Annotated in this window: 20 protein-coding genes and 1 pseudogene; 8 read left to right on the top strand and 13 right to left on the bottom strand. The window is 46.5% G+C overall.

What is annotated here, in order from left to right:
• The first annotated feature begins 3 nt into the window (after positions 1–3).
• Positions 4–783 carry a glycosyltransferase family 2 protein gene (locus OCV37_RS00695; protein ID WP_038178882.1) on the top strand — a complete coding sequence of 260 codons (780 nt, stop codon included), beginning with the start codon at positions 4–6 and terminating at the stop codon, positions 781–783.
• On the opposite strand, the gene OCV37_RS00690 is transcribed toward OCV37_RS00695, so the two are convergent.
• On the bottom strand, positions 722–1786 hold the full coding sequence (locus OCV37_RS00690; RefSeq protein WP_038178885.1) for a glycosyltransferase family 9 protein: 1065 nt from the start codon (positions 1784–1786) through the stop codon (positions 722–724). The genes OCV37_RS00695 and OCV37_RS00690 overlap by 62 nt on opposite strands.
• 169 nt (positions 1787–1955) lie before the next feature.
• Between OCV37_RS00690 and coaD the strand changes: the two genes are divergently transcribed.
• Positions 1956–2450 (top strand): pantetheine-phosphate adenylyltransferase, encoded by a 495-nt coding sequence (coaD, locus tag OCV37_RS00685; RefSeq protein WP_038178887.1) that lies wholly within the window; start codon positions 1956–1958, stop codon positions 2448–2450.
• Positions 2451–2465: 15 nt separating this feature from the next.
• Here the strand turns inward: coaD and mutM are convergent, their stop codons facing one another.
• From mutM to OCV37_RS00655, 6 genes are all read right to left on the bottom strand, one after another.
• On the bottom strand, positions 2466–3275 hold the full coding sequence (gene mutM / locus OCV37_RS00680; RefSeq protein ID WP_038178888.1) for a bifunctional DNA-formamidopyrimidine glycosylase/DNA-(apurinic or apyrimidinic site) lyase: 810 nt from the start codon (positions 3273–3275) through the stop codon (positions 2466–2468).
• 1 nt (position 3276) lies between these two features.
• On the bottom strand, positions 3277–3780 hold the full coding sequence (locus OCV37_RS00675) for a hypothetical protein (protein ID WP_038178890.1): 504 nt from the start codon (positions 3778–3780) through the stop codon (positions 3277–3279).
• A 138-nt stretch (positions 3781–3918) separates the two neighbouring features.
• Positions 3919–4086 carry a 50S ribosomal protein L33 gene (gene rpmG, locus OCV37_RS00670; RefSeq protein ID WP_004728408.1) on the bottom strand — a complete coding sequence of 56 codons (168 nt, stop codon included), beginning with the start codon at positions 4084–4086 and terminating at the stop codon, positions 3919–3921.
• Positions 4087–4099: 13 nt separating this feature from the next.
• Entirely contained in the window at positions 4100–4336 is a 237-nt protein-coding gene (gene rpmB, locus OCV37_RS00665) for a 50S ribosomal protein L28 (protein WP_021704597.1), read from the bottom strand.
• Between the two features lie 365 nt (positions 4337–4701).
• Positions 4702–5376, bottom strand: coding sequence for a RadC family protein (gene radC, locus OCV37_RS00660; RefSeq protein WP_038178891.1), 675 nt, complete (start codon positions 5374–5376; stop codon positions 4702–4704).
• A gap of 111 nt (positions 5377–5487) precedes the next feature.
• Positions 5488–7167 (bottom strand): methyl-accepting chemotaxis protein, encoded by a 1680-nt coding sequence (locus OCV37_RS00655; protein ID WP_038178892.1) that lies wholly within the window; start codon positions 7165–7167, stop codon positions 5488–5490.
• Between the two features lie 195 nt (positions 7168–7362).
• On the opposite strand from OCV37_RS00655, the gene coaBC reads away from it, so the two are divergent.
• From coaBC to lpxM, 4 genes and pseudogenes are all read left to right on the top strand, one after another.
• Complete coding sequence (gene coaBC / locus OCV37_RS00650; protein WP_038178893.1) at positions 7363–8565, top strand: bifunctional phosphopantothenoylcysteine decarboxylase/phosphopantothenate--cysteine ligase CoaBC; 1203 nt, start codon at positions 7363–7365, stop codon at positions 8563–8565.
• Positions 8566–8636: 71 nt separating this feature from the next.
• Positions 8637–9227, top strand: a complete 591-nt coding sequence (gene slmA / locus OCV37_RS00645) for a nucleoid occlusion factor SlmA (RefSeq protein WP_038178957.1) — start codon at positions 8637–8639, stop codon at positions 9225–9227.
• Positions 9228–9233: 6 nt separating this feature from the next.
• Positions 9234–10178 (top strand): LpxL/LpxP family Kdo(2)-lipid IV(A) lauroyl/palmitoleoyl acyltransferase, encoded by a 945-nt coding sequence (lpxL, locus tag OCV37_RS00640; protein WP_038178894.1) that lies wholly within the window; start codon positions 9234–9236, stop codon positions 10176–10178.
• A gap of 19 nt (positions 10179–10197) precedes the next feature.
• Positions 10198–11210: pseudogene (gene lpxM / locus OCV37_RS00635) on the top strand (lauroyl-Kdo(2)-lipid IV(A) myristoyltransferase).
• A gap of 73 nt (positions 11211–11283) precedes the next feature.
• Here lpxM and pyrE read toward each other — a convergent pair.
• On the bottom strand, positions 11284–11928 hold the full coding sequence (pyrE, locus tag OCV37_RS00630; RefSeq protein WP_038178899.1) for an orotate phosphoribosyltransferase: 645 nt from the start codon (positions 11926–11928) through the stop codon (positions 11284–11286).
• Between the two features lie 157 nt (positions 11929–12085).
• Positions 12086–12802 (bottom strand): ribonuclease PH, encoded by a 717-nt coding sequence (gene rph / locus OCV37_RS00625; protein WP_038178900.1) that lies wholly within the window; start codon positions 12800–12802, stop codon positions 12086–12088.
• A gap of 233 nt (positions 12803–13035) precedes the next feature.
• Here rph and OCV37_RS00620 point away from each other — a divergent pair, with 233 nt between their 5' ends.
• Together OCV37_RS00620 and OCV37_RS00615 are read left to right on the top strand one after the other, a co-directional pair.
• Positions 13036–13902, top strand: coding sequence for a YicC/YloC family endoribonuclease (locus OCV37_RS00620; RefSeq protein WP_038178901.1), 867 nt, complete (start codon positions 13036–13038; stop codon positions 13900–13902).
• 180 nt (positions 13903–14082) lie between these two features.
• Positions 14083–14277: an Arm DNA-binding domain-containing protein gene (locus OCV37_RS00615; RefSeq protein ID WP_038178902.1), complete on the top strand. Its 195-nt coding sequence runs from the start codon at positions 14083–14085 to the stop codon at positions 14275–14277.
• 10 nt (positions 14278–14287) lie between these two features.
• On the opposite strand, the gene OCV37_RS00610 is transcribed toward OCV37_RS00615, so the two are convergent.
• The 4 genes from OCV37_RS00610 to OCV37_RS00595 are packed head-to-tail and all read right to left on the bottom strand — an operon-like array spanning position 14288 to position 18722.
• Positions 14288–14515 carry a hypothetical protein gene (locus OCV37_RS00610; protein ID WP_051680365.1) on the bottom strand — a complete coding sequence of 76 codons (228 nt, stop codon included), beginning with the start codon at positions 14513–14515 and terminating at the stop codon, positions 14288–14290.
• A gap of 28 nt (positions 14516–14543) precedes the next feature.
• Positions 14544–15362 carry a nuclease domain-containing protein gene (locus tag OCV37_RS00605; RefSeq protein WP_245609107.1) on the bottom strand — a complete coding sequence of 273 codons (819 nt, stop codon included), beginning with the start codon at positions 15360–15362 and terminating at the stop codon, positions 14544–14546.
• A complete protein-coding gene (locus OCV37_RS00600; protein ID WP_245609105.1) occupies positions 15349–15576 on the bottom strand; it encodes a DUF2357 domain-containing protein in 228 nt (75 codons plus the stop codon). Before OCV37_RS00600 ends, OCV37_RS00605 begins: the two co-directional genes overlap by 14 nt.
• A 5-nt stretch (positions 15577–15581) precedes the next feature.
• Entirely contained in the window at positions 15582–18722 is a 3141-nt protein-coding gene (locus OCV37_RS00595) for a DUF3427 domain-containing protein (protein ID WP_038178904.1), read from the bottom strand.
• Positions 18723–18729: the final 7 nt, after the last annotated feature.

Below are 18729 nucleotides of genomic sequence, written 5' to 3'. Positions count from 1 at the left end.
ATCGTGACACAACCAACCTTAGCCGTGGCCCTGATTGTGAAAAATGAAGCCAAGCATCTCGAAGCCTGTCTTAAAACGGTTCAGGGTTGGGTCGATGAGATCGTGATTCTCGATTCAGGCAGTCACGACGAAACGGAGCAAGTCGCCCGACAATTTACCGATAAGTTTTTCACCAATACTGACTGGCCCGGGTTTGGACCACAACGTCGTCTCGCACAATCGTATGTCGAATCCGACTATGTCTTATGGCTGGATGCAGATGAACGCATCACACCGGAGCTTCGCAGTAGCATTCAAGATGCGGTCAAAGCCAACCAACCCAATACCATCTACCAAATATCGCGGTTAAGCTGGGTTTTTGGTCGATTCATTCGTCACAGTGGCTGGTATCCCGACAGAGTTTTACGACTCTACCCAACCAAACTGACGCAATACAATGACGCTTTGGTTCATGAAAAAGTAGAAGTGACTTCATCTATGCGGGTTGAAACGCTGTCAGGCGACGCAATTCACTACACGTACGATGATATGCATCACTATCTGGTCAAGTCAGCCGGATACGCAAAAGCCTGGGCAGAACAACGACAACAACGCGGAAAAAAAAGCAGTATCAGCCAAGGCATCATTCATGCACTCGGATGCTTCATGAAAATGTATGTCATCAAAGCCGGTTTTCTGGACGGCAAGCAGGGCTTGCTGCTCTCCCTGCTTTCGGCACATTCTACATTTGTGAAATACGCGGACCTTTGGATACGGACAAATACGTCGCCGCCCAAGCATTGATCTGACTTAAGAGCGACTGAATCCGAATTTGGCTCATATCTTCCTGCTGCGATTTTCCGCCAACAGCAGGCGGTGCAAACGACAGATGACGTCCTTGTGAATTCAATGGATACCAACGTAATGGCGTTGCCGAGCGTTTAGCCGGGAAGAAACCAATGGTCGGCACATCGATCGCAGCAGCAATATGCAGGGGCCCCGTAGAACCGGCAATAAAAAGACTCGCACAAGCAATTGATCGGGCAAAATCCACCAAGCCGTCATTCTTATGGTAGACGACCGCTTTTTCACCTTGGTGATTGATCGCCAATTGCAATTGATAGGCTTTTTCTTCTTCCCCCGGTCCGGCAGTCAGCACCACCTCAAAATCACCATTCATCCCATCAATCAACTGACGGTACTGTTCAAGAGACAGATTATTGGCCGACCCACCACTTCCTGCATGAACGAACACCCATGATTTGTGAGCACAAATACCCAGTTGTGCGGCGAGTTTATCTTTTTGTTTGGCAAGCTCTGATAGTGAAAAAGTCAGATATGGTGGCTGAGGTTCGACGACAGGTATCTGATGATCCTGCAAAAAAGCACGAATCAAATCCAGATTATACTCAAATTCAGGTTTTGCTGACTGGGAACGTTTCTGCTTCAACCGACGGTTGTAAAACACTTGCGCCAGTTTCGTCGCCGGAGCGATTCGGTATGGAATCTTCGCCTTCCAGACCAGTAAAGCATTGTAAGTCGTCGAAAATAAATTAATCGATGCATCAAAGTGACGTTGGCGAATCTCTTCAATCAACGCTTGCTGAGATGAAGGAGATCCCTTTTTAGTCGGGTCTTCAAGCACGTCATCAATCCACGGACATAATTCAGCAAGTGCAATAGTATAACGAGGCACCAGTGCAGTAATATGGCAGTCAGGCATAGATGCTTTGAGCATCGCAAAACTCGGCCATGCCAGCATGAAATCACCAATTTTATCATTACGAATGACAAGTATTCTTTTCATTTCAAACTCTTATTCCATCACATACCATCGTTCATACGGACATCAATAGGTTATTTTGAGTCTTTTTGTTACTATAGTGTGAGTGTCAGAGACTCTGACAAACGTTGCATTTTGAGCGACCTTCGGTATATACCTAAGGTACTCGGTTTAACTGTTGAGATTACCGACTGTGAGCAAAAAAAATCTATCGCGCGTCATCTATCCGGGAACATTTGATCCACTCACCAACGGACACCTTGATATTGTCAATCGCGCTGCTGGTATGTTTGATGAAGTCATTATTGCCGTCGCCGCCAGCCCCAGTAAAAATACCATGTTTACGCTGGCAGAAAGAGTCTTTTTTGCCGAACAGGCAACCCAACATCTGACGAATATTCGTGTACAGGGATTCTCCGGGCTCTTGGTCGATTTTGCCAAACAAGTCAGCGCCAACGTTTTGATCCGAGGCCTGCGGACCACCATGGACTTTGAGTATGAATTCGGCTTGACCAACATGTATCGCCGATTGATGCCGGAGCTTGAAAGTGTATTTCTTACTCCGGCAGATGAATTCGCCTTTCTTTCTTCAACAATCGTCCGGGAAGTTGCTATTCACGGGGGAAACGTCGATTCATTTGTCCCGCCGGTCGTTGCAGAATCCCTGCGTAAAAAGCGCAGTATTTAATTCAATTTGATGCCGCTACTTTTGACAAAGTGGGCAATAGAAGGTATTTCGTTGTCCAATTTTTTGCGCCACGATGGCTTGACCACATTCAGGACATGGTAGCCCTTCTTTCCCGTAAACACGCAGCTCCTGAGCAAAATAACCGGGTTTACCATCAGTTTGGGCAAAATCTTTCAGGGTCGTACCACCTTGTTGAATCGAGTGGGTCAGCACCGCTTTAATCTCACTCACCAGTGTTTCCCACTCACTCATTGTCAGAGATCCAGCTTCTCGGGTTGGCCGGACCCCCGTCGTAAACAAAGATTCATTGGCATAAATGTTTCCGACACCAACCACGATCTTATTGTCCATAATAAACTGTTTGACCGTCACCCGTTTTCCTTTTGCTCTCCCGGCCATATAAGCAGCAGTCAACTCATCCGACAGTGGCTCAGGACCAAGATTGTCGAATACCGAATGCATCGTACCTTTCTCAGCCCATAACCATGCGCCAAATCGTCTCGGGTCGTTATAGCGCAACACCTTCCCGTTCATCATAAACAGATCGACATGGTCGTGTTTGCCTGGTGGAAGCGAAACATCCAACACACGCAAAGAACCTGACATTCCCAAATGGATAATCGCCGTTCCGACATCGGTTTCCAGTAACAGATATTTGGCTCTTCGATAAATCCGTCGAATCACCTGCCCCGTAATCTGTTGGAGTTCAAAAGGAATCTCCCAACGCAGTTTCGGTGTCCGCACACTCACAGATTTCACTTGTTCACCGACCAGAAAAGGACTAATCCCCAGTCGGCTTACCTCAACTTCCGGTAACTCCGGCATCTTAATACTCCTCTTGCGTCGATGATTGAGTCATCACCGCCGGAAACAGATAACGGTCTTCTACCGAAATCGCGATCCAATGTTCCTGCCAGTTTTTGAATAACCAAAACTGGGGGAAACGATAATAAGTTATCCGCTGTGGCTCTTCTTGTTCTTCATACCAGACTTCAACGGTACCCGGATCATTCAATTTGCCCGACAATGAGCGGTAGGTTTTATCATCGATCTGTGTACCCACCAGATTACGCCACCGTTGTACCAGTTCCAGCGCTGAAATATCGAAAGATACGGTGGATGTCCAATCACCATGAGCATCACGCTCCAGCGACCAAGGTTGTGTCCGTATCGAAGTCATCGTTAGTTGGGGGTTGAGCAGTGATGGATTGCTCGGAGCTTCATGAGGTAAAAGATAATCTTTAATCATGGATGGTAGATTTAAAATGACGATAAATAAAATCACCGCCAGAATCAGATAATTATTCCAACGCCGTTTTCGATCCTTCATCAGGTCACTCTCAACAGATATGGTCGCTCATCAATATATCCGTTTATCCTATGATCTTTCGCTGGAAAAAGGTAGATAGCAGGTAATAAAAAACCCAGCAGAAGCTGGGTTTTATCATCATTACAAGGAGCAATTCAATTACTTGATTTTTGCTTCTTTGTAAACAACGTGCTGGCGAACTACTGGATCAAACTTTTTGATCTCAAATTTGCCTGGCATGTTGCGTTTGTTCTTGTCAGTTGTGTAAAAATGACCAGTACCAGCAGATGATACCAGACGAATTTTCTCACGAATGCCTTTAGCCATTGCTCAATTCCTCTTAAACGTTTTCGCCGCGAGCACGAATATCAGCAAGAACAGCATCAATGCCTTTCTTGTCAATGATACGCATGCCTTTCGCAGTCAGGCGCAGTTTAACAAAACGTTTTTCGCTCTCTACCCAGAAACGATGAGTTTGTAGGTTCGGCAGAAAACGACGCTTAGTAGCATTACGTGCGTGCGAACGGTTGTTCCCCGTTACAGGACGCTTACCAGTTACTTGGCATACTCGGGACATGAATGTCTTCTCCAAATCGTTTCAGCTCGATATCAACCTTGGTGGCCGAACCTCTCTCCATGTTGAAGGGTGAGGTTTAAAACCATTATGGAAAATCCATACAAGGCTATCAAAGGTCGCGCATTATACTAACTTGATGTGCATTGCTCAAGACCCGAACAGATCCTTTTTTGCAGATCCTAAGATCTTTTTCATCGCCGAGCTGATAATAGGTTGAAAATTTAGTGGGCGAATGATAACAGAATCTGCTGTTCCCACAACTAAAAACTTTCACGGATGCTATCAAATCAACCGAAAGCCGCAGGCTCCTCGCAAAATCACCGGATATCATTCATCTCTCTCCTACAGATGAGAGATTTACCATTTTAAATCCAGCCTCGTTCAGCGAAAGACACAATCTCACCATCACCAATCACAAAGTGATCCAACACTCGGATATCCACCAGCGCCAGAGCATCGATAATCCGCCGGGTAATATGCCGATCAGCCTGACTGGGTTCGGCTACTCCTGAAGGATGATTATGCGCCAGAATCACAGATGCAGCATGATGCTGTAGTGCCCGCGCGATGATCTCTCGCGGATAAACACTTGCAGCATTGATCGTACCCTCAAACATGATTTCACCACAAATCACCCGGTTCTGATTATCTAAAAACAACACATAGAATGCTTCCCGCCGCTTATCTCGAAGTATTCCGGACAGATAATGACGGGTATATTGTGGATTTGTCAGTGCATCGCCTTTCTGTAGGGTTTCCGAAAAATACCGCTGTGCCATTTCCAACACCGCCTGCATTTGCACAAATTTTGCCTCTCCCAGACCTTTATGCTGGCAAAATATACTCTTCTGGGCTGAAAATAATGCACGGAGTGAACCAAATTCCTGTAAAAGAAAATCAGCCAGTTCGAGGACATTCATGCCAGCAACACCGGTGCGCAAAAAAATAGCCAGTAATTCGGCATCTGACAGGGCGTGGGGACCACGGGAAAGTAGTTTTTCCCGTGGCATTGATTCTTTAGGAAGGAATTTCAGGCTCATTGTATCGCTCCTCTCGGTTTGCTATACAATGAGCCTGAAGATAAAATCGAATTCAACTTTGTTGATAAGAACCCCGATAGATATCAACTTCAGTTGTAAACTGTATGTTGGTTAAATCTTAAAGTGTCCGACCAAGTCTCCCATTTTCTTACCGGATTGTGACAGACGACTACTGATGGATTCCGACTGTTGCAGATTATGGCTCAACTCATTCACAATCTGCTGAATCGCGACCAGATTCTGGTTAATCTCTTCAGACACAACACTTTGCTGCTCTGCGGCCGATGCAGTCTGAATCCCCATATCCTGTATCGTCCGAATCGCTTGGGAAATGCCGGATAAGCTTTCTTTAATACGCACCGATTCTTGTTCAGTGCTCTCGCCACGCTCACGGCTCGCCTGCATCCGACTGACCGCTTTACTGACCCCTTGATTCAACGAGTTCAGCATATTGCCAATCTCTTGCGTGCTGTTTTGCGTCCGGCTTGCAAGCGAACGAACTTCATCAGCAACCACAGCAAATCCCCGGCCTTGTTCTCCGGCCCGAGCTGCTTCAATTGCCGCATTCAATGCCAATAGGTTGGTCTGTTCAGCAATTTCGCCAATCACGTCCAGAACCAGCGTAATTTCTCCGGCTTGTTGACTCAGTTCAGAAATCGCATCAGACGTCAGATTGACTTCTTTGACCAAACTACTAATGCCTTCAATCGCGAAATTCACCTCCTCCTGCGCCTCATTAATTTGCTGATTCGCAGACTCTATCGCCTGAGCTGTTGCATTGGTATTCAGGGCCACTTCACGGGCTGTCGCACTCATTTCTGTCACCGCAGCAACCACTTTATCCGTTTCCTGACAGTGACTATTCATCTTCTGATTTGAATGAGATGTCTGCTGATCCAGATCATTCACCGCCAATACTACATCATGCTCTGTCCGGCTAATGTCGGTGATCAGCGGATGAAGTTTGTCCATAAAGGAGTTAAATGCTTCCGCCACCATGCCAACTTCATCGCGGCTTTCCACATGCAAACGGGCCGTCAGATCACCGCCACCAGCGGCGACATCCTGCAACGACTTCAGGACATGGTGAAGGGGCGCAATCCCTTTAGACACTAACCAACTGACAATAATAATCGTGAGTATCAATCCCACCGCCGACAATCCGATAGCAGACCACATTTGCTGGTGTAACATTTTTTCCCGATTTTTTTGGAAAGCCGCAACTTGACGATCAATATCATCAATGTAGACACCAGTGCCCAGCACCCAGTCCCACTTGGGTAAGTATTCGGCATAACCTAACTTTGGCGCTTGCGCGTTCAACGATGGCTTGTGCCATGAAAAATAAAGAAATCCGTCCCCGGTTTTTGACGCCTCAATCAAACCGGCAATCACAGGGACACCATTATTATCTTTCATGTTATAGAGGTTCTTGCCTTCCAGCTGAGGCTTAATTGCATGAAGCGTATTGACGCCCTGAGAGTTATAAGCAAAGAAATAGCCATCATCATCAAAACGCATAGCTTTTAATATCTCTTTAGCCCGAGCCTGATTTTCACCATGTTGATCACTATCATAGAGAGACTTGATCGCAGTCGTCCCCATCATGATGTAAGACTTCAGTTTATTTTTATGACTGGTCACCAATTCTTTCCGGTATTGACCCAGTTCCTGCTGCAGCGACGTCATGCCACTCCAGTAATAAACCATTGTAATCATCGCCGTAATCACTATCAGAGGAATCACAGTGATGAAAAGGAGCTTGGTTCGGCTCCGAAGAGAACTCAACATAAAATTCCTTATTTGCTTATATCAATTAACCAGTTACCAATAATCCCTTATTGCATATTTTGGCCTAAATATCTGTGAGGAATACTCAAGTATGTGAATATGAATAACTGAGCGGATCAGTTCCTCTGACACAGTTCTGACATCTTCTCAGGAGTTGTGCTAGCATAGCCCGCAGAGTGATTAAGGAATCAAAACATGCAAACATTGGCAGGAAAAAAAATACTGCTGGGGATCAGTGGTGGTATCGCTGCATACAAATGCGCAGAGCTGGTACGCCGCTTGATTGATCACGGCGCAGAAATCCGAGTCGTAATGACCGATGCAGCAAAAGCTTTCATTACACCGCTCACCATGCAGGCCGTTTCCGGCCACCCCGTCTCGGATAACTTGCTTGATCCTGCTGCGGAACGCTCGATGGGTCATATCGAGTTGGCCAAATGGGCTGATCTCGTTTTGCTGGCACCGGCAACTGCTGATCTGATCGCCCGTATTGCTGCCGGCATGGGAAATGATTTGCTCTCGACTCTCATTTTAGCAACCCCCGCCCCTGTCGCCCTTGCACCAGCCATGAATCAACAAATGTATCGGCATGTTGCTACCCAGAAAAATCTCGATACCCTTGCTTCATTTGGCATGCATATTTGGGGACCGGATGCGGGAGAACAAGCCTGCGGAGATATCGGACCGGGGCGTATGTTAGAGCCGATGCAACTGGTCGCTTTGTGCGAACAGTTTTTCCAACCCAAATTACTCACCGGGAAATCGGTTCTCATTACGGCGGGCCCGACCCGTGAAGCACTCGATCCCGTCCGCTATATGACGAATTACAGCTCCGGTAAAATGGGATTCGAGATAGCGAAAGCCGCCGCACAGATCGGTGCAGATGTCACCCTCATTGCCGGTCCAACCCATTTATCGACACCGACTGGTGTCCAGAGAATCGATGTCATCAGCGCTGCCAACATGTATGACGCCGTGATGGCGCAAGCACCGCACCATGATGTATTTATCAGTTGTGCTGCGGTTGCCGACTATCGACCTGCGGACGTTGCCGCTCAGAAAATCAAGAAAACTGACGATGCCGATACCATGACCGTCACATTGGTCAAGAATCCGGATATTGTCGCCTCTGTCGCAGCGATGACCTCGCACCGACCATTTACGATCGGATTCGCGGCAGAAACCCAGCAAATTGAACAATATGCCCGTTCCAAGATGGCACGTAAAAATCTCGATATGATTTGCGCGAACGACGTGTCCGTCAGCGGACAAGGATTCAATAGCGATCACAACGCACTTCATCTGTTCTGGCCCGCTGGCGAGCGAAAATTACCATTAGCTCCCAAATCGCAATTAGCCCTTGAGCTAATGACACTGGTTAGTGAAAAAATAGGATAAAATAATCATCGTAACCGGCTGAATCGATTCCCCGGTTACTGATAGCATGTGGTAACGGAAAGGGTATGGAAATGACCGGAACAAAAAAAAATAACCGTCGTGACGAAATTCTTCAGGCACTGGCTGAGATGTTGGAGTCTCATGATGGCGCCTCTCGCATCACAACCGCCAAACTCGCGAAACAGGTCGGCGTCTCAGAAGCGGCACTCTATCGTCATTTTCCTAGCAAAGCCCGTATGTTTGAAGGGCTGATCGAATTTATTGAAGAAACACTGATGTCACGGATTAATCTGATCCTCAACGAAGAGAAAGATACACTCAACCGCCTCAGCATGGTCATGCAGCTGATTTTGACATTCTCTGAACGTAACCCCGGATTGACTCGGATATTATCCGGCCATGCTCTGATGTTTGAAAATGAGCGACTCCGTGACAGAATCAACCAGCTTTTTGAACGTATTGAAACCTCTTTACGTCAAATTCTACGCGAGCGCCAAATTCGCGAAGGAAAATCCTTCCCTGTCGGAGAAAATATTCTGGCGGCTCAACTATTAGGACAGGTTGAAGGCAGTTTGAACCGGTTTGTCCGTTCAGACTTCAAATATCAACCCACCGCAAATTTTGAACAATACTGGTCACTGCTCAGCGCACAATTGAAATAACACTTTATGAATGATTATAAAATCGGCAAACCTGCCTTTTCTGTCGCATTATTACACCCCAAATACTGGGGTGTTTGGTTTGGATTCGGCCTTCTCGCTGCACTCGTCAATCTATTGCCTTATTCCGTATCGCTTTCACTCGGACGCTCACTGGGAAAAATAGGCATGAAATTCGGCAAAAAACGCGTGCATATTGCCAGAACAAACCTGCAACTCGCCTTTCCGGAGATGTCATCCGATGCTATCGAGGCGATGGTGGTCGAAAACTTCAAAAACACCGGTGCAGCTTTAATTGAATCAGGGATCACTTGGTTCTGGCCGACCTGGCGCTTTCGTCGCATTCTGGTCGAAAAAGATATCAGCGCCCTGCGCAAACATGCTGAAAATAATAAAGGAGCACTGTTATGTGCCGTTCACGCGCTGAATCTGGAAATCTGTGCCCGCGGCTTCGCGGTACTTGGTTTACCCGGCTATGGTGTTTACCGCCCACACAGCAATCCTGCTTATGAATTTATCCAGTATCGCGGCCGAACCCGAAACGGCAACAAACTGGTCTACCGACGTGACTTAAAACAAATGATTCGCGTGTTACGCAAAGGCGAACGGCTGTTTTATCTGCCGGATCAAGACTATGGCCATAATAAATCCGTTTTTGTGCCCTTTTTCGGCGTTGATGATGCCTGTACCACAACCGGCACCAGCCTGATTGCCTACCCCAGTAAGTGTGCCATTGTCCCCGTGTCCGGATTCCGAACCGCTCAGGGAACCTACGAAATCATGGCTGATATTTCGATTGAAGATCAATATCCGCAAAAAGATATGACCGCTGCGGCTGCCTATCTCAATCACTATCTTGAAATGGTGATTATGCGCGCACCGGCACAATGGATGTGGCTCCACAAACGATTTAAGTCGCTGCCTGACGGAACCAGCCACACTCGATATCAATAAACACCAGGATCATCCATTCATGAGTTCAACGCCAGACAATGCTCGTCAAAATAGTCCGCGTCAAAACAGTATTGACGATTCCCTCTATAACCCGACGTTTCAGTGGTCTTTTTTGCATCCTCGCCACTGGGGAACTTGGCTGGGTATCTTAGTTGCCGCGCTGTTTGCTTTTATCCCCCCCAAATGGCGGGATGGCCTTGCTCGCAAAATAGCGAAACCGATCGTCAATAAAAATGGCCGCGTCGTGCGTCGCGCCCGGACCAACCTTGCGTACTGTTTTCCCGAAAAGAGCGAAGCCGAACGCGAGCAAATTCTCCATGAAACTTTTGTCAAAGCCGCCCAATATATGCTGGGTTACGCTGAGTTTTTAGTCCGCTCAACCCGGCATAATCAACAGCGGGGAGAACTGATTGGCGAGGAAAACCTGCTACCGTTATTAGATGCCGGAGAGAAAGTCATCATTCTCGCCCCCCATGCCTGGGCAGTCGATTACCCGGCGGTCATGCTGGCAGCTCGCGGTTATAAAGTCACAACCATTATGAAACCACAACGTAATCCGATTGGTGACTGGCTGATGCATGTGCAGCGCATGCAGTATGGGGGTCGTATTTTCGCACGAGATGCAGGTGTAAAGCCGTTTGTTCGTTCCATCAAAGATGGTTACATCGGCTACTGGCTTCCCGACGAAGATCATGGCCCTCAGAATTCTGTATTTGTGCCATTCTTCGCCACCGAAAAAGCTACGCTGAAAGGCTTCGGTAAAATGGCGCGCTTATCCAAAGCCAAAGTCATCCCCGTTCTGCCTGCTTACAACGATAAAACATCAAAATATGAAGTGTACATTTTGCCGGCAATTGAAAACTTCCCGACCGGTGATGAAATGCAAGATGCCCGGGCAATGAATCAAGCGATTGAAGATTTAGTTACCCCACATCCGGAACAATACATGTGGAACTTATTTTTGCTCCAAACGCAGCGTGACGGCAAAAAGATCTATCAATAACCAATCATCACAATCGCCAACGACGGTAGTTTAGAAACGATAAAAAAGACTCAGCCAGTGGCTGAGTCTTTTAGTAATCAATCATTGTTCATCCGCGACGATTTAAACCACACCGTACTGGTCACGATACGCTTTCACCGCTGCCAGATGTTCGTCGCTATTCCCTTGTTCTTCAAGGTAAGTAATTAAGTCAGTCAGGCCGACAATCGAAATCACAGCACACCCGAAGTCTTTTTCGACTTCCTGAATCGCAGACAACTCTCCGGTACCTTTTTCCTGACGATCAATGGCGACTAAAACCCCGGCCAATGCTGCACCGTTAGCTTGGATAATTGCCATTGACTCGCGAATCGCAGTCCCGGCAGTAATCACATCATCCACCAGCATAATTTTGCCTTCAAGTGCACTGCCGACTAAATGGCCGCCCTCACCGTGGTCTTTGGCTTCTTTACGGTTAAAACAGTATGGCGTATCGACATCATGATGATCGGCCAACGCCACCGCAGTTGTAGTCGCAATCGGAATCCCTTTATAGGCCGGGCCAAACAACACATCGAAATCGATCCCGGAATCGACCAATGCTGCTGCATAAAAACGCCCCAACCGCGCCAAATCCCGCCCGGTATTAAACAGACCGGCATTGAAAAAATAAGGACTTTTCCGGCCGGACTTCAAAGTAAACTCACCAAATTTCAAAACTTCTTTTTCAAGGGCAAATTCAATAAATTCACGCTGGTACGCTTTCATGACTTTCTCTCTTTTCCGTTTTCGTTGCTCTTTTGCTGCTGACTGTCGGCGATCGCATCGCATCCACCACGACCGCTAAAAATATGTTCACCAAGACATGGTCTGTGGAAAAATAAGCCGTAAAAAAATAGCGCCGACACGGCGCTATTTTCTACGATTAATCGGCTAAAGCTGCTTTCTGTACGGCAACAATATCCGTGATCCCTTTTTTGGCGACAGCCAATAGATCCAGTAACTGTTCATGGCTGAACGGTTCACCTTCCGCCGTCCCCTGAATCTCAATCATTTTGCCGGCTTCGGTCATCACCACATTCATGTCGGTATCGGCTGCCGAATCTTCGACATATTCCAAATCACACAACACATCATCACCGAGGATCCCGACAGAAACAGCGGCCACGTGACCTTTCATCGGGTTCTTTTTCAGCTTGCCGGATTCAACCAAAGACTGGAACGCATCCGCCATCGCAACACTGGCACCGGTAATCGATGCCGTCCGGGTACCACCGTCCGCCTGAATCACATCACAATCAACCGTGATCATGATTTCCCCCATCGCTTCCAGATCAACCACAGCACGCAGACTCCGGGCAATCAGTCGCTGAATTTCCATGGTACGGCCACCTTGCTTGCCACTGGCCGCTTCCCGGCGGGTACGCGAATGCGTTGCACGTGGTAACATGCCATATTCAGCGGTCACCCAACCTTTGCCCTGACCTTTCAACCAACGCGGCACATTTTCTTCTACACTGGCATTACACAACACCTTGGTATTGCCGAACTCAACCAACACCGAGCCTTCGGCATAAGCGGTATAATGGCGAGTAATTTGAATCGGACGAACTTGATCCGCAGCACGGTTGTTTGGACGCATAAGGTATCTACCTGTTGTTGTCTTGGATGAGTGATGAAATTGGCCGCAGATTATAGCGGAAATCCGCTCAGCAAACCACCATCAACAACCAGCTACATGGTACGAATGACATCAATAGAAATGGCAAGCAAACAATCCGCCGGATTCACTACCAACGCACGTCTTACACCACAGAATTGTGTTAAGATAAAACCAATATCAAGTCCAAATCTTCAAGACTTAAGGAAAATTTGATGATTTATAGTATGACCGCATACGCGCGCAAAGAGGTCAAAGCTGACTGGGGTACCGCCGTATGGGAAATCCGCTCCGTCAATCAACGCTATCTCGAAACCTATTTCCGACTTCCTGAACAATTCCGCAGCCTGGAACCGATCCTGCGTGAGCGCTTTCGTAAGCGTCTGGCCCGAGGCAAAGTCGAATGTCATTTGCGATTTGAGGCCAATCCTTCGGCAGCAAACGAGCTGACAATTAACGAAGCACTCGCCAAACAGGTGATCGATGCAGCCAATCAAGTGATGCACATGACCGGAGAGTTAAGCCGTATCAATCCATTTCAGGTGATGCAATGGCCGGGCGTCATGGAAACACCTGAACACGATATGGACACGATCAATACCGCGCTACTCGATGAGTTTGACGGCGCTTTAACCGAGTTTATCGAGTCCCGCGGCCGTGAAGGCGAAAATATGAAAGCGCTGATCGAACAACGTCTGGATGCCATCACACAAGAAGTCAATAAAGTCCGGGCGCACATGCCTGAAGTGATTGAATGGCAACGGGAGCGCCTGCTCAGTAAGTTTGAAGAAGCCAACGTCGAACTCGACCCCGGCCGTATCGAGCAGGAGCTGGTCCTCATGGCCCAGAAATCCGACGTTGCCGAAGAACTGGACCGCCTCGATTCTCACGTCAAAGAGACCAAAAACATCCTCAAAAAAGGCGGCTCCTGTGGCCGGCGTCTGGATTTCATGATGCAAGAGTTCAACCGTGAATCAAACACGTTGGCCTCAAAATCAATCAATACCGAAGTCACCGCCTCCGGCGTCGAACTGAAAGTCTTGATTGAACAAATGAGAGAGCAGATTCAGAATATTGAATAATTTTCTCTTGTTTTCCAAATCTTTCTAATAGTTATCAAAGCCCTGATTTATCAGGGCTTTTTATTTTCACTCTGTTCTTGTACGTTTCAATCTGTTTCATCCAAGCGGTGAGTTAACTGGTGAGTAATGCCTCGTTATACTTGCATCAAATGGTGAGTATTTGGAGGTCATGTGGCATCTATGACAGCAAAGCAGGTGGCCGCACTTGCAAAATCAGGTGAACCAATTAGAAAGTCCGACGGAAAAGGGCTCTACTTTGTCGTTCCAGACTCGGGAGCGCCCTATTGGGCCCTTCGATATAGTGGAAATGGCAAACGAAAACAAATGACTCTGGGTAAGTACCCTGTTCATTCATTTCACCTTCTGCATAATTAATAACACTCGCTCACACCATTGCCGCTTCGTACACTTTTTCAACCTCGATAAACTTAGTGACGCTCTCTAGGCGAGTTAAGGTTGTGAGTTTCATCGAGTTTTTCATTGGGCGATGCGGCACGTTGGTCACTGGCGTTTGCAGTGACAGTGGTTTGCCGAGCTCAAATAAATAATACAAATCAGCAGAACCTGACTTCTTACCCGATTGATCTTCAGTAATGGCGTAGCGTGGTAACACTGTGACTCGTTTAACCGGCCAAAGTTTGTCAATTTGCTTGGTTGAACTTTGAGTGTCTGAGGTAGACGCCAACGCTAAATAGCCGAATTTCCTCGGCAATATGCTGATTAAATTTCTGCAAAAACGTGCTTTGCGGCAGGTGATACCACTGCGCTGTGCTTTGCTCAAATTGTTCAAAGTAGACATTATCACGGCCACGTTGCCCACCCAATGCCACTGTCATCGTCAAATCAGGATACAGCACTTGGCGCATGCCGTAATAAGGTATGCGTGCGGCTTCTTGTACGTAGAGCCTTTCCGCCATGCCAGCCACAGGATACATGGCCTCATTGCCTTGCCCTGTTTGTGCATTCGGTGCTGTGCCAATTTGCGTTTGCAAAAACTCTAGCAACCATTGATGGCCGGAATAACTGCTCTTAGTCTGAATAGGACCAGTTTGACTAAGTTCGTTTTGGCTAGGCAAGAGTGCAAACGCGCCAATACCCACTTCTTCTATTGTGGCTTCGTAGGGGTTGGTTTTTGTGGCTTGATCAAAAAAGCCTGGGTATAAAGCAAACGCACCAAAAACAGGACGGCTTTTCTTAGGCGATTGGCCAGCATTTCCGCTTGATGGTGATTTAGGTCCGTGAGGTTCTGATAAACGAATCAGTGCGTCCCGATAACGGTGCATTTGGTTAATGGCATCGTCTGGTACGTAATCCGTACTTTCAAAATCTTCGCTGCTATCATCAAAGCCTTTTTTCTCGGTTTTAATGCGGTATTTAGCATCAAACAGCCAAATAAACTGCTTTTCTTCTGGTGAGCCTGCGTCTGCTTTTGTTAAATCGGCGCTTTTAGGCAGTGTCACTTCCAACACAATATCCGGCTCTTGGCCTATGTGGTGCAGCACAAATGACTTGTAAGCCTTGCTCGAAGCGTTTTCTTAATACGGTAAAATTTGCTAACCACATGAGAGGGAAATGACCACGTTGTTGACTGGTCGCAGCATCTTGCTCGGTTTTTTCTACTAAGCTAAAGCGCCAAAGCGGGTAAACCTTGTCGATGCTGAATGAAGTCATCATGATAGTTAACCCACTGCCAACTTCGCGGCTTGTTGCCACATAAAGTGGGGCATAGGCTCTTTTAACTGCCAAGTAATGCTCATTGGTTGTGACCCTGCATGCGACACATAGTCAACTTCACCATAATTCACAAAACTCATAGTGCGGCCATATTCATCTTTGCTTTGTTCACGCACAAATAAAAACAGTCGCTTGCCCATTTTTTGATGCTGGATGTATTCCAAACCACGCCCCTTGTCGGGTCGTGCACTATTTTGCGACTGCCAATGAAAGAGGTGTTCGTTTATCGCGTAATCGTGATACATGGTGGTTGGCGAAAATTGCTTTTCGTTTTTGTCCAAGGTGACAAACATCAGTTCAATATTTTGATCTTTCAGCACAAACACACCTTCGCGTGCTGGCGGTTGGCGCTCAAACGTGGTCGCACCAAATGCCACCAATATTTGCTCACGCGCATAAAGTGCATGCAGCCTCAGTGAAACCTCAGGCAAAGCCTGCATTTTGGGTTGTTCATGCTTGGTTTGAGCGAGTTGCCAGTTTAAAACATCGAATAATTCTGCTTTTAACTCGCCAGAATTTAGTTTTGCTAAGCTCTGCTCAATGGAATCGAATCCACATTCAGGTCCCGTTTTTTGCCAGAAATCGTAATGACACATCAAGGCATGACGTTGACTAGAATTTTCAACAATAAAGTTATTTTGGCAAAGCTGTTTTAAGAAGCTCAAATAGGCATGATCATCGCAGGTTAAAATTCGGTTATGAATGGACTTTCTAAGCATTTTCAGCAGAGCTTCATCAGCTGAATTTTCGTTGATTTCATCTTTAGCTTGCTGAACTAGCTGCGACCAACTCCCTCGCTTATAAAGCTCATTCAAGTCGATGTGAGAATTTAAGGTTAAGAAATTCGACAACGTTAACGGCAGTTTGGAATGCTGAGGATATTGGCGGATCATCGCGACTAGGCGCTTCAACGTTAATGAGGCTTGACGAATATTGCTGAGCACCATTTCTTGCGTGCGCTTACTCAACTCAATGCGACAACCGAGTGGCGCGTGGGGGAACCCTTGCTTTATTTCTTCGCTAATCGCTCGCTGACTTTTACCCACTAAGGCTCTAAATTTATTGGCAAAATCATATTCAGGGCGTGAGTTGCCAACAAAATCCAACACGGTACAGCACTCCTTACCGTCAGCTAAACGCAAACCGCGGCCAAGTTGTTGCAAGAAAATAGTTAAGCTTTCTGTCGGCCGTAAAAACAATAACGTATCCACTTCGGGAATATCGACACCTTCGTTGAAGATATCTACCACACAAAGCACGTTAATGCTGCCAGAACGAATTGCTTGCTGCTTTTGTTGCCGCTCGTGGCTGTTATCACTGGTCAACACATCCGCTTTAATGCCTTTTAATAAGAGTTGCTGTGTCATGTAACTCGCATGTTCTTTGCTCACACAAAAGGCCAATGCTTTCATTTTGCCTATATCAGTGATGATCTCCTGCATACTCAGCAAAATCTTGTCAAAGCGGACTTGGTTGTGGGTATAAAGATTGGTCAGCTGAGCTATATCGTAACGTCCACGACTCCATGCAATGTTGCGAAGGTCGGTATCATCATCAATACCAAAATACTGAAATGGGCAAAGGTGACGACGGTTAATCGCTTCCGGCAAACGGATCTCTGCCGCAATCACACCACCAAAATCCGCTAAAATATCACCACCATCATGCCGCTCTGGTGTTGCAGTCAGGCCGAGTAATATAGTTGGGGAAAAGTGCTCCAGCAGTGCACGATAACTAGTCGCTGCAATATGATGAACCTCATCAATCACAATGTAGTCATAATAGTCAGCGGTTAGGTTAAGCTGATCCAGTTGATTGTTCAGGGTTTGGATAGAAACAAACAATTGTCGATAGTGATCTGGCGTATGTCCGCCAACCCAAAGTTCACCAAAAGCAACATTACGCAATACCCCACGATACGCAGATCTGGCTTGCTTTAAGATTTCTTCTCGGTGAGCTACAAATAAGAAATTGGCTTGCGGTTTCTCTTTAACAAAGCGCGCAAAATCAAAGGCTGAAATCAAGGTTTTTCCGGTGCCGGTTGCCGCAACGACTAAATTACGATAGTGCTGGTGAACACTTCGCTCAACGGCAAGTTGTTCTAAGATTTCACTTTGGTACGGAAAAGGCGAAATATCAAAAAAATGGGTTGGACTAGCCTCAAAATCTCTGCGCTGTTGGCTCAAGGCTTTTTTGAGTTTTTCACTGCTTTTCGCATCACCATTGAAATGTTCAAAATCATTAGAAACCCAATAGGTTTCAAAGGTGCTCAATGATTTATTGATAATGTGTGGGATTTCTTGCGAAGTAATTTTTAAATTCCACTCTAAACCATTGGTTAACGCTGAATGGGAAAGATTGGAAGAGCCGATATAACCAGTGTGATAGCCAGTGTTGCGTAAAAATAGATAGCTCTTTGCATGTAAACGTTCCCGCTCAGTGTTGTAACTCAGCTTCACTTCGGTATTGGGTAAACTCGCCAAATACTCAACCGCTTTCGCGTCAGTCGCCCCCATATATGATGTAGTAATAATTTTTAGCTCGCGGCCGCTAGCAGTAAACTCTTCTAACTCTTTGCGAAAAATTCGTATCCCTGCCCACTTAATAAATGACACTAACCAGTAAATTTTATCCGCAGACAGAATCTCTCGCTTCAATTCAGATTCAAGCGACAATCCCGCATTACTGCCACAAAACAGCTCGCTTTGGCTTAAGCCTGTTAACGGAAAAATGTCGTTAATATAATTTTTTAAATCGGCAGAGACAGGATTTTCGAGCTCATAGAGCGCAGTCAGAATTTTACCTTGACTGGCAAGCAAATTGTCTTCGATAAAATCGTTATCTTGAATTTGTGTTTTTAGCCACAGTAACAATTGATTGGATAAAGCAATTTGCTGTTGCAGACGATCATCACTTGAGGGGACAGACTCAATCGCATATTCAAGTATGTGTGATAGGAAACGAGATAACCACGTTGATGCTTCACTACTATTGAGCTCACGCTCGCCGACATAGAATCGCTCTCGGTCAATTCGACTCTCGATAAGCTGCGTTATAAGCTGCTCATAAATTCCAACTTGTTGCATACTGTCC

The organism is Vibrio rhizosphaerae (genome assembly GCF_024347095.1).
Taxonomy (GTDB): Bacteria; Pseudomonadota; Gammaproteobacteria; order Enterobacterales; family Vibrionaceae; genus Vibrio; species Vibrio rhizosphaerae.
This window is presented reverse-complemented; position numbering and strand designations above follow the sequence as displayed.

What these genes read in the sequence shown, in the direction of transcription:
- coaBC (WP_038178893.1), top strand. Translation starts at nt 7,363, where the DNA reads ATGCAAACATTGGCAGGAAAAAAAATACTGCTGGGGATCAGTGGTGGT.
- rph (WP_038178900.1), bottom strand. Translation starts at nt 12,802, where the DNA reads ATGCGTCCAAACAACCGTGCTGCGGATCAAGTTCGTCCGATTCAAATT.
- rpmG (WP_004728408.1), bottom strand. Translation starts at nt 4,086, where the DNA reads ATGGCTAAAGGCATTCGTGAGAAAATTCGTCTGGTATCATCTGCTGGT.
- OCV37_RS00600 (WP_245609105.1), bottom strand. Translation starts at nt 15,576, where the DNA reads ATGATGACTTCATTCAGCATCGACAAGGTTTACCCGCTTTGGCGCTTT.
- OCV37_RS00620 (WP_038178901.1), top strand. Translation starts at nt 13,036, where the DNA reads ATGATTTATAGTATGACCGCATACGCGCGCAAAGAGGTCAAAGCTGAC.
- pyrE (WP_038178899.1), bottom strand. Translation starts at nt 11,928, where the DNA reads ATGAAAGCGTACCAGCGTGAATTTATTGAATTTGCCCTTGAAAAAGAA.
- OCV37_RS00655 (WP_038178892.1), bottom strand. Translation starts at nt 7,167, where the DNA reads ATGTTGAGTTCTCTTCGGAGCCGAACCAAGCTCCTTTTCATCACTGTG.
- OCV37_RS00615 (WP_038178902.1), top strand. Translation starts at nt 14,083, where the DNA reads ATGACAGCAAAGCAGGTGGCCGCACTTGCAAAATCAGGTGAACCAATT.
- OCV37_RS00690 (WP_038178885.1), bottom strand. Translation starts at nt 1,786, where the DNA reads ATGAAAAGAATACTTGTCATTCGTAATGATAAAATTGGTGATTTCATG.
- slmA (WP_038178957.1), top strand. Translation starts at nt 8,637, where the DNA reads ATGACCGGAACAAAAAAAAATAACCGTCGTGACGAAATTCTTCAGGCA.
- radC (WP_038178891.1), bottom strand. Translation starts at nt 5,376, where the DNA reads ATGAGCCTGAAATTCCTTCCTAAAGAATCAATGCCACGGGAAAAACTA.
- mutM (WP_038178888.1), bottom strand. Translation starts at nt 3,275, where the DNA reads ATGCCGGAGTTACCGGAAGTTGAGGTAAGCCGACTGGGGATTAGTCCT.
- lpxL (WP_038178894.1), top strand. Translation starts at nt 9,234, where the DNA reads ATGAATGATTATAAAATCGGCAAACCTGCCTTTTCTGTCGCATTATTA.
- OCV37_RS00595 (WP_038178904.1), bottom strand. Translation starts at nt 18,722, where the DNA reads ATGCAACAAGTTGGAATTTATGAGCAGCTTATAACGCAGCTTATCGAG.
- OCV37_RS00675 (WP_038178890.1), bottom strand. Translation starts at nt 3,780, where the DNA reads ATGAAGGATCGAAAACGGCGTTGGAATAATTATCTGATTCTGGCGGTG.
- rpmB (WP_021704597.1), bottom strand. Translation starts at nt 4,336, where the DNA reads ATGTCCCGAGTATGCCAAGTAACTGGTAAGCGTCCTGTAACGGGGAAC.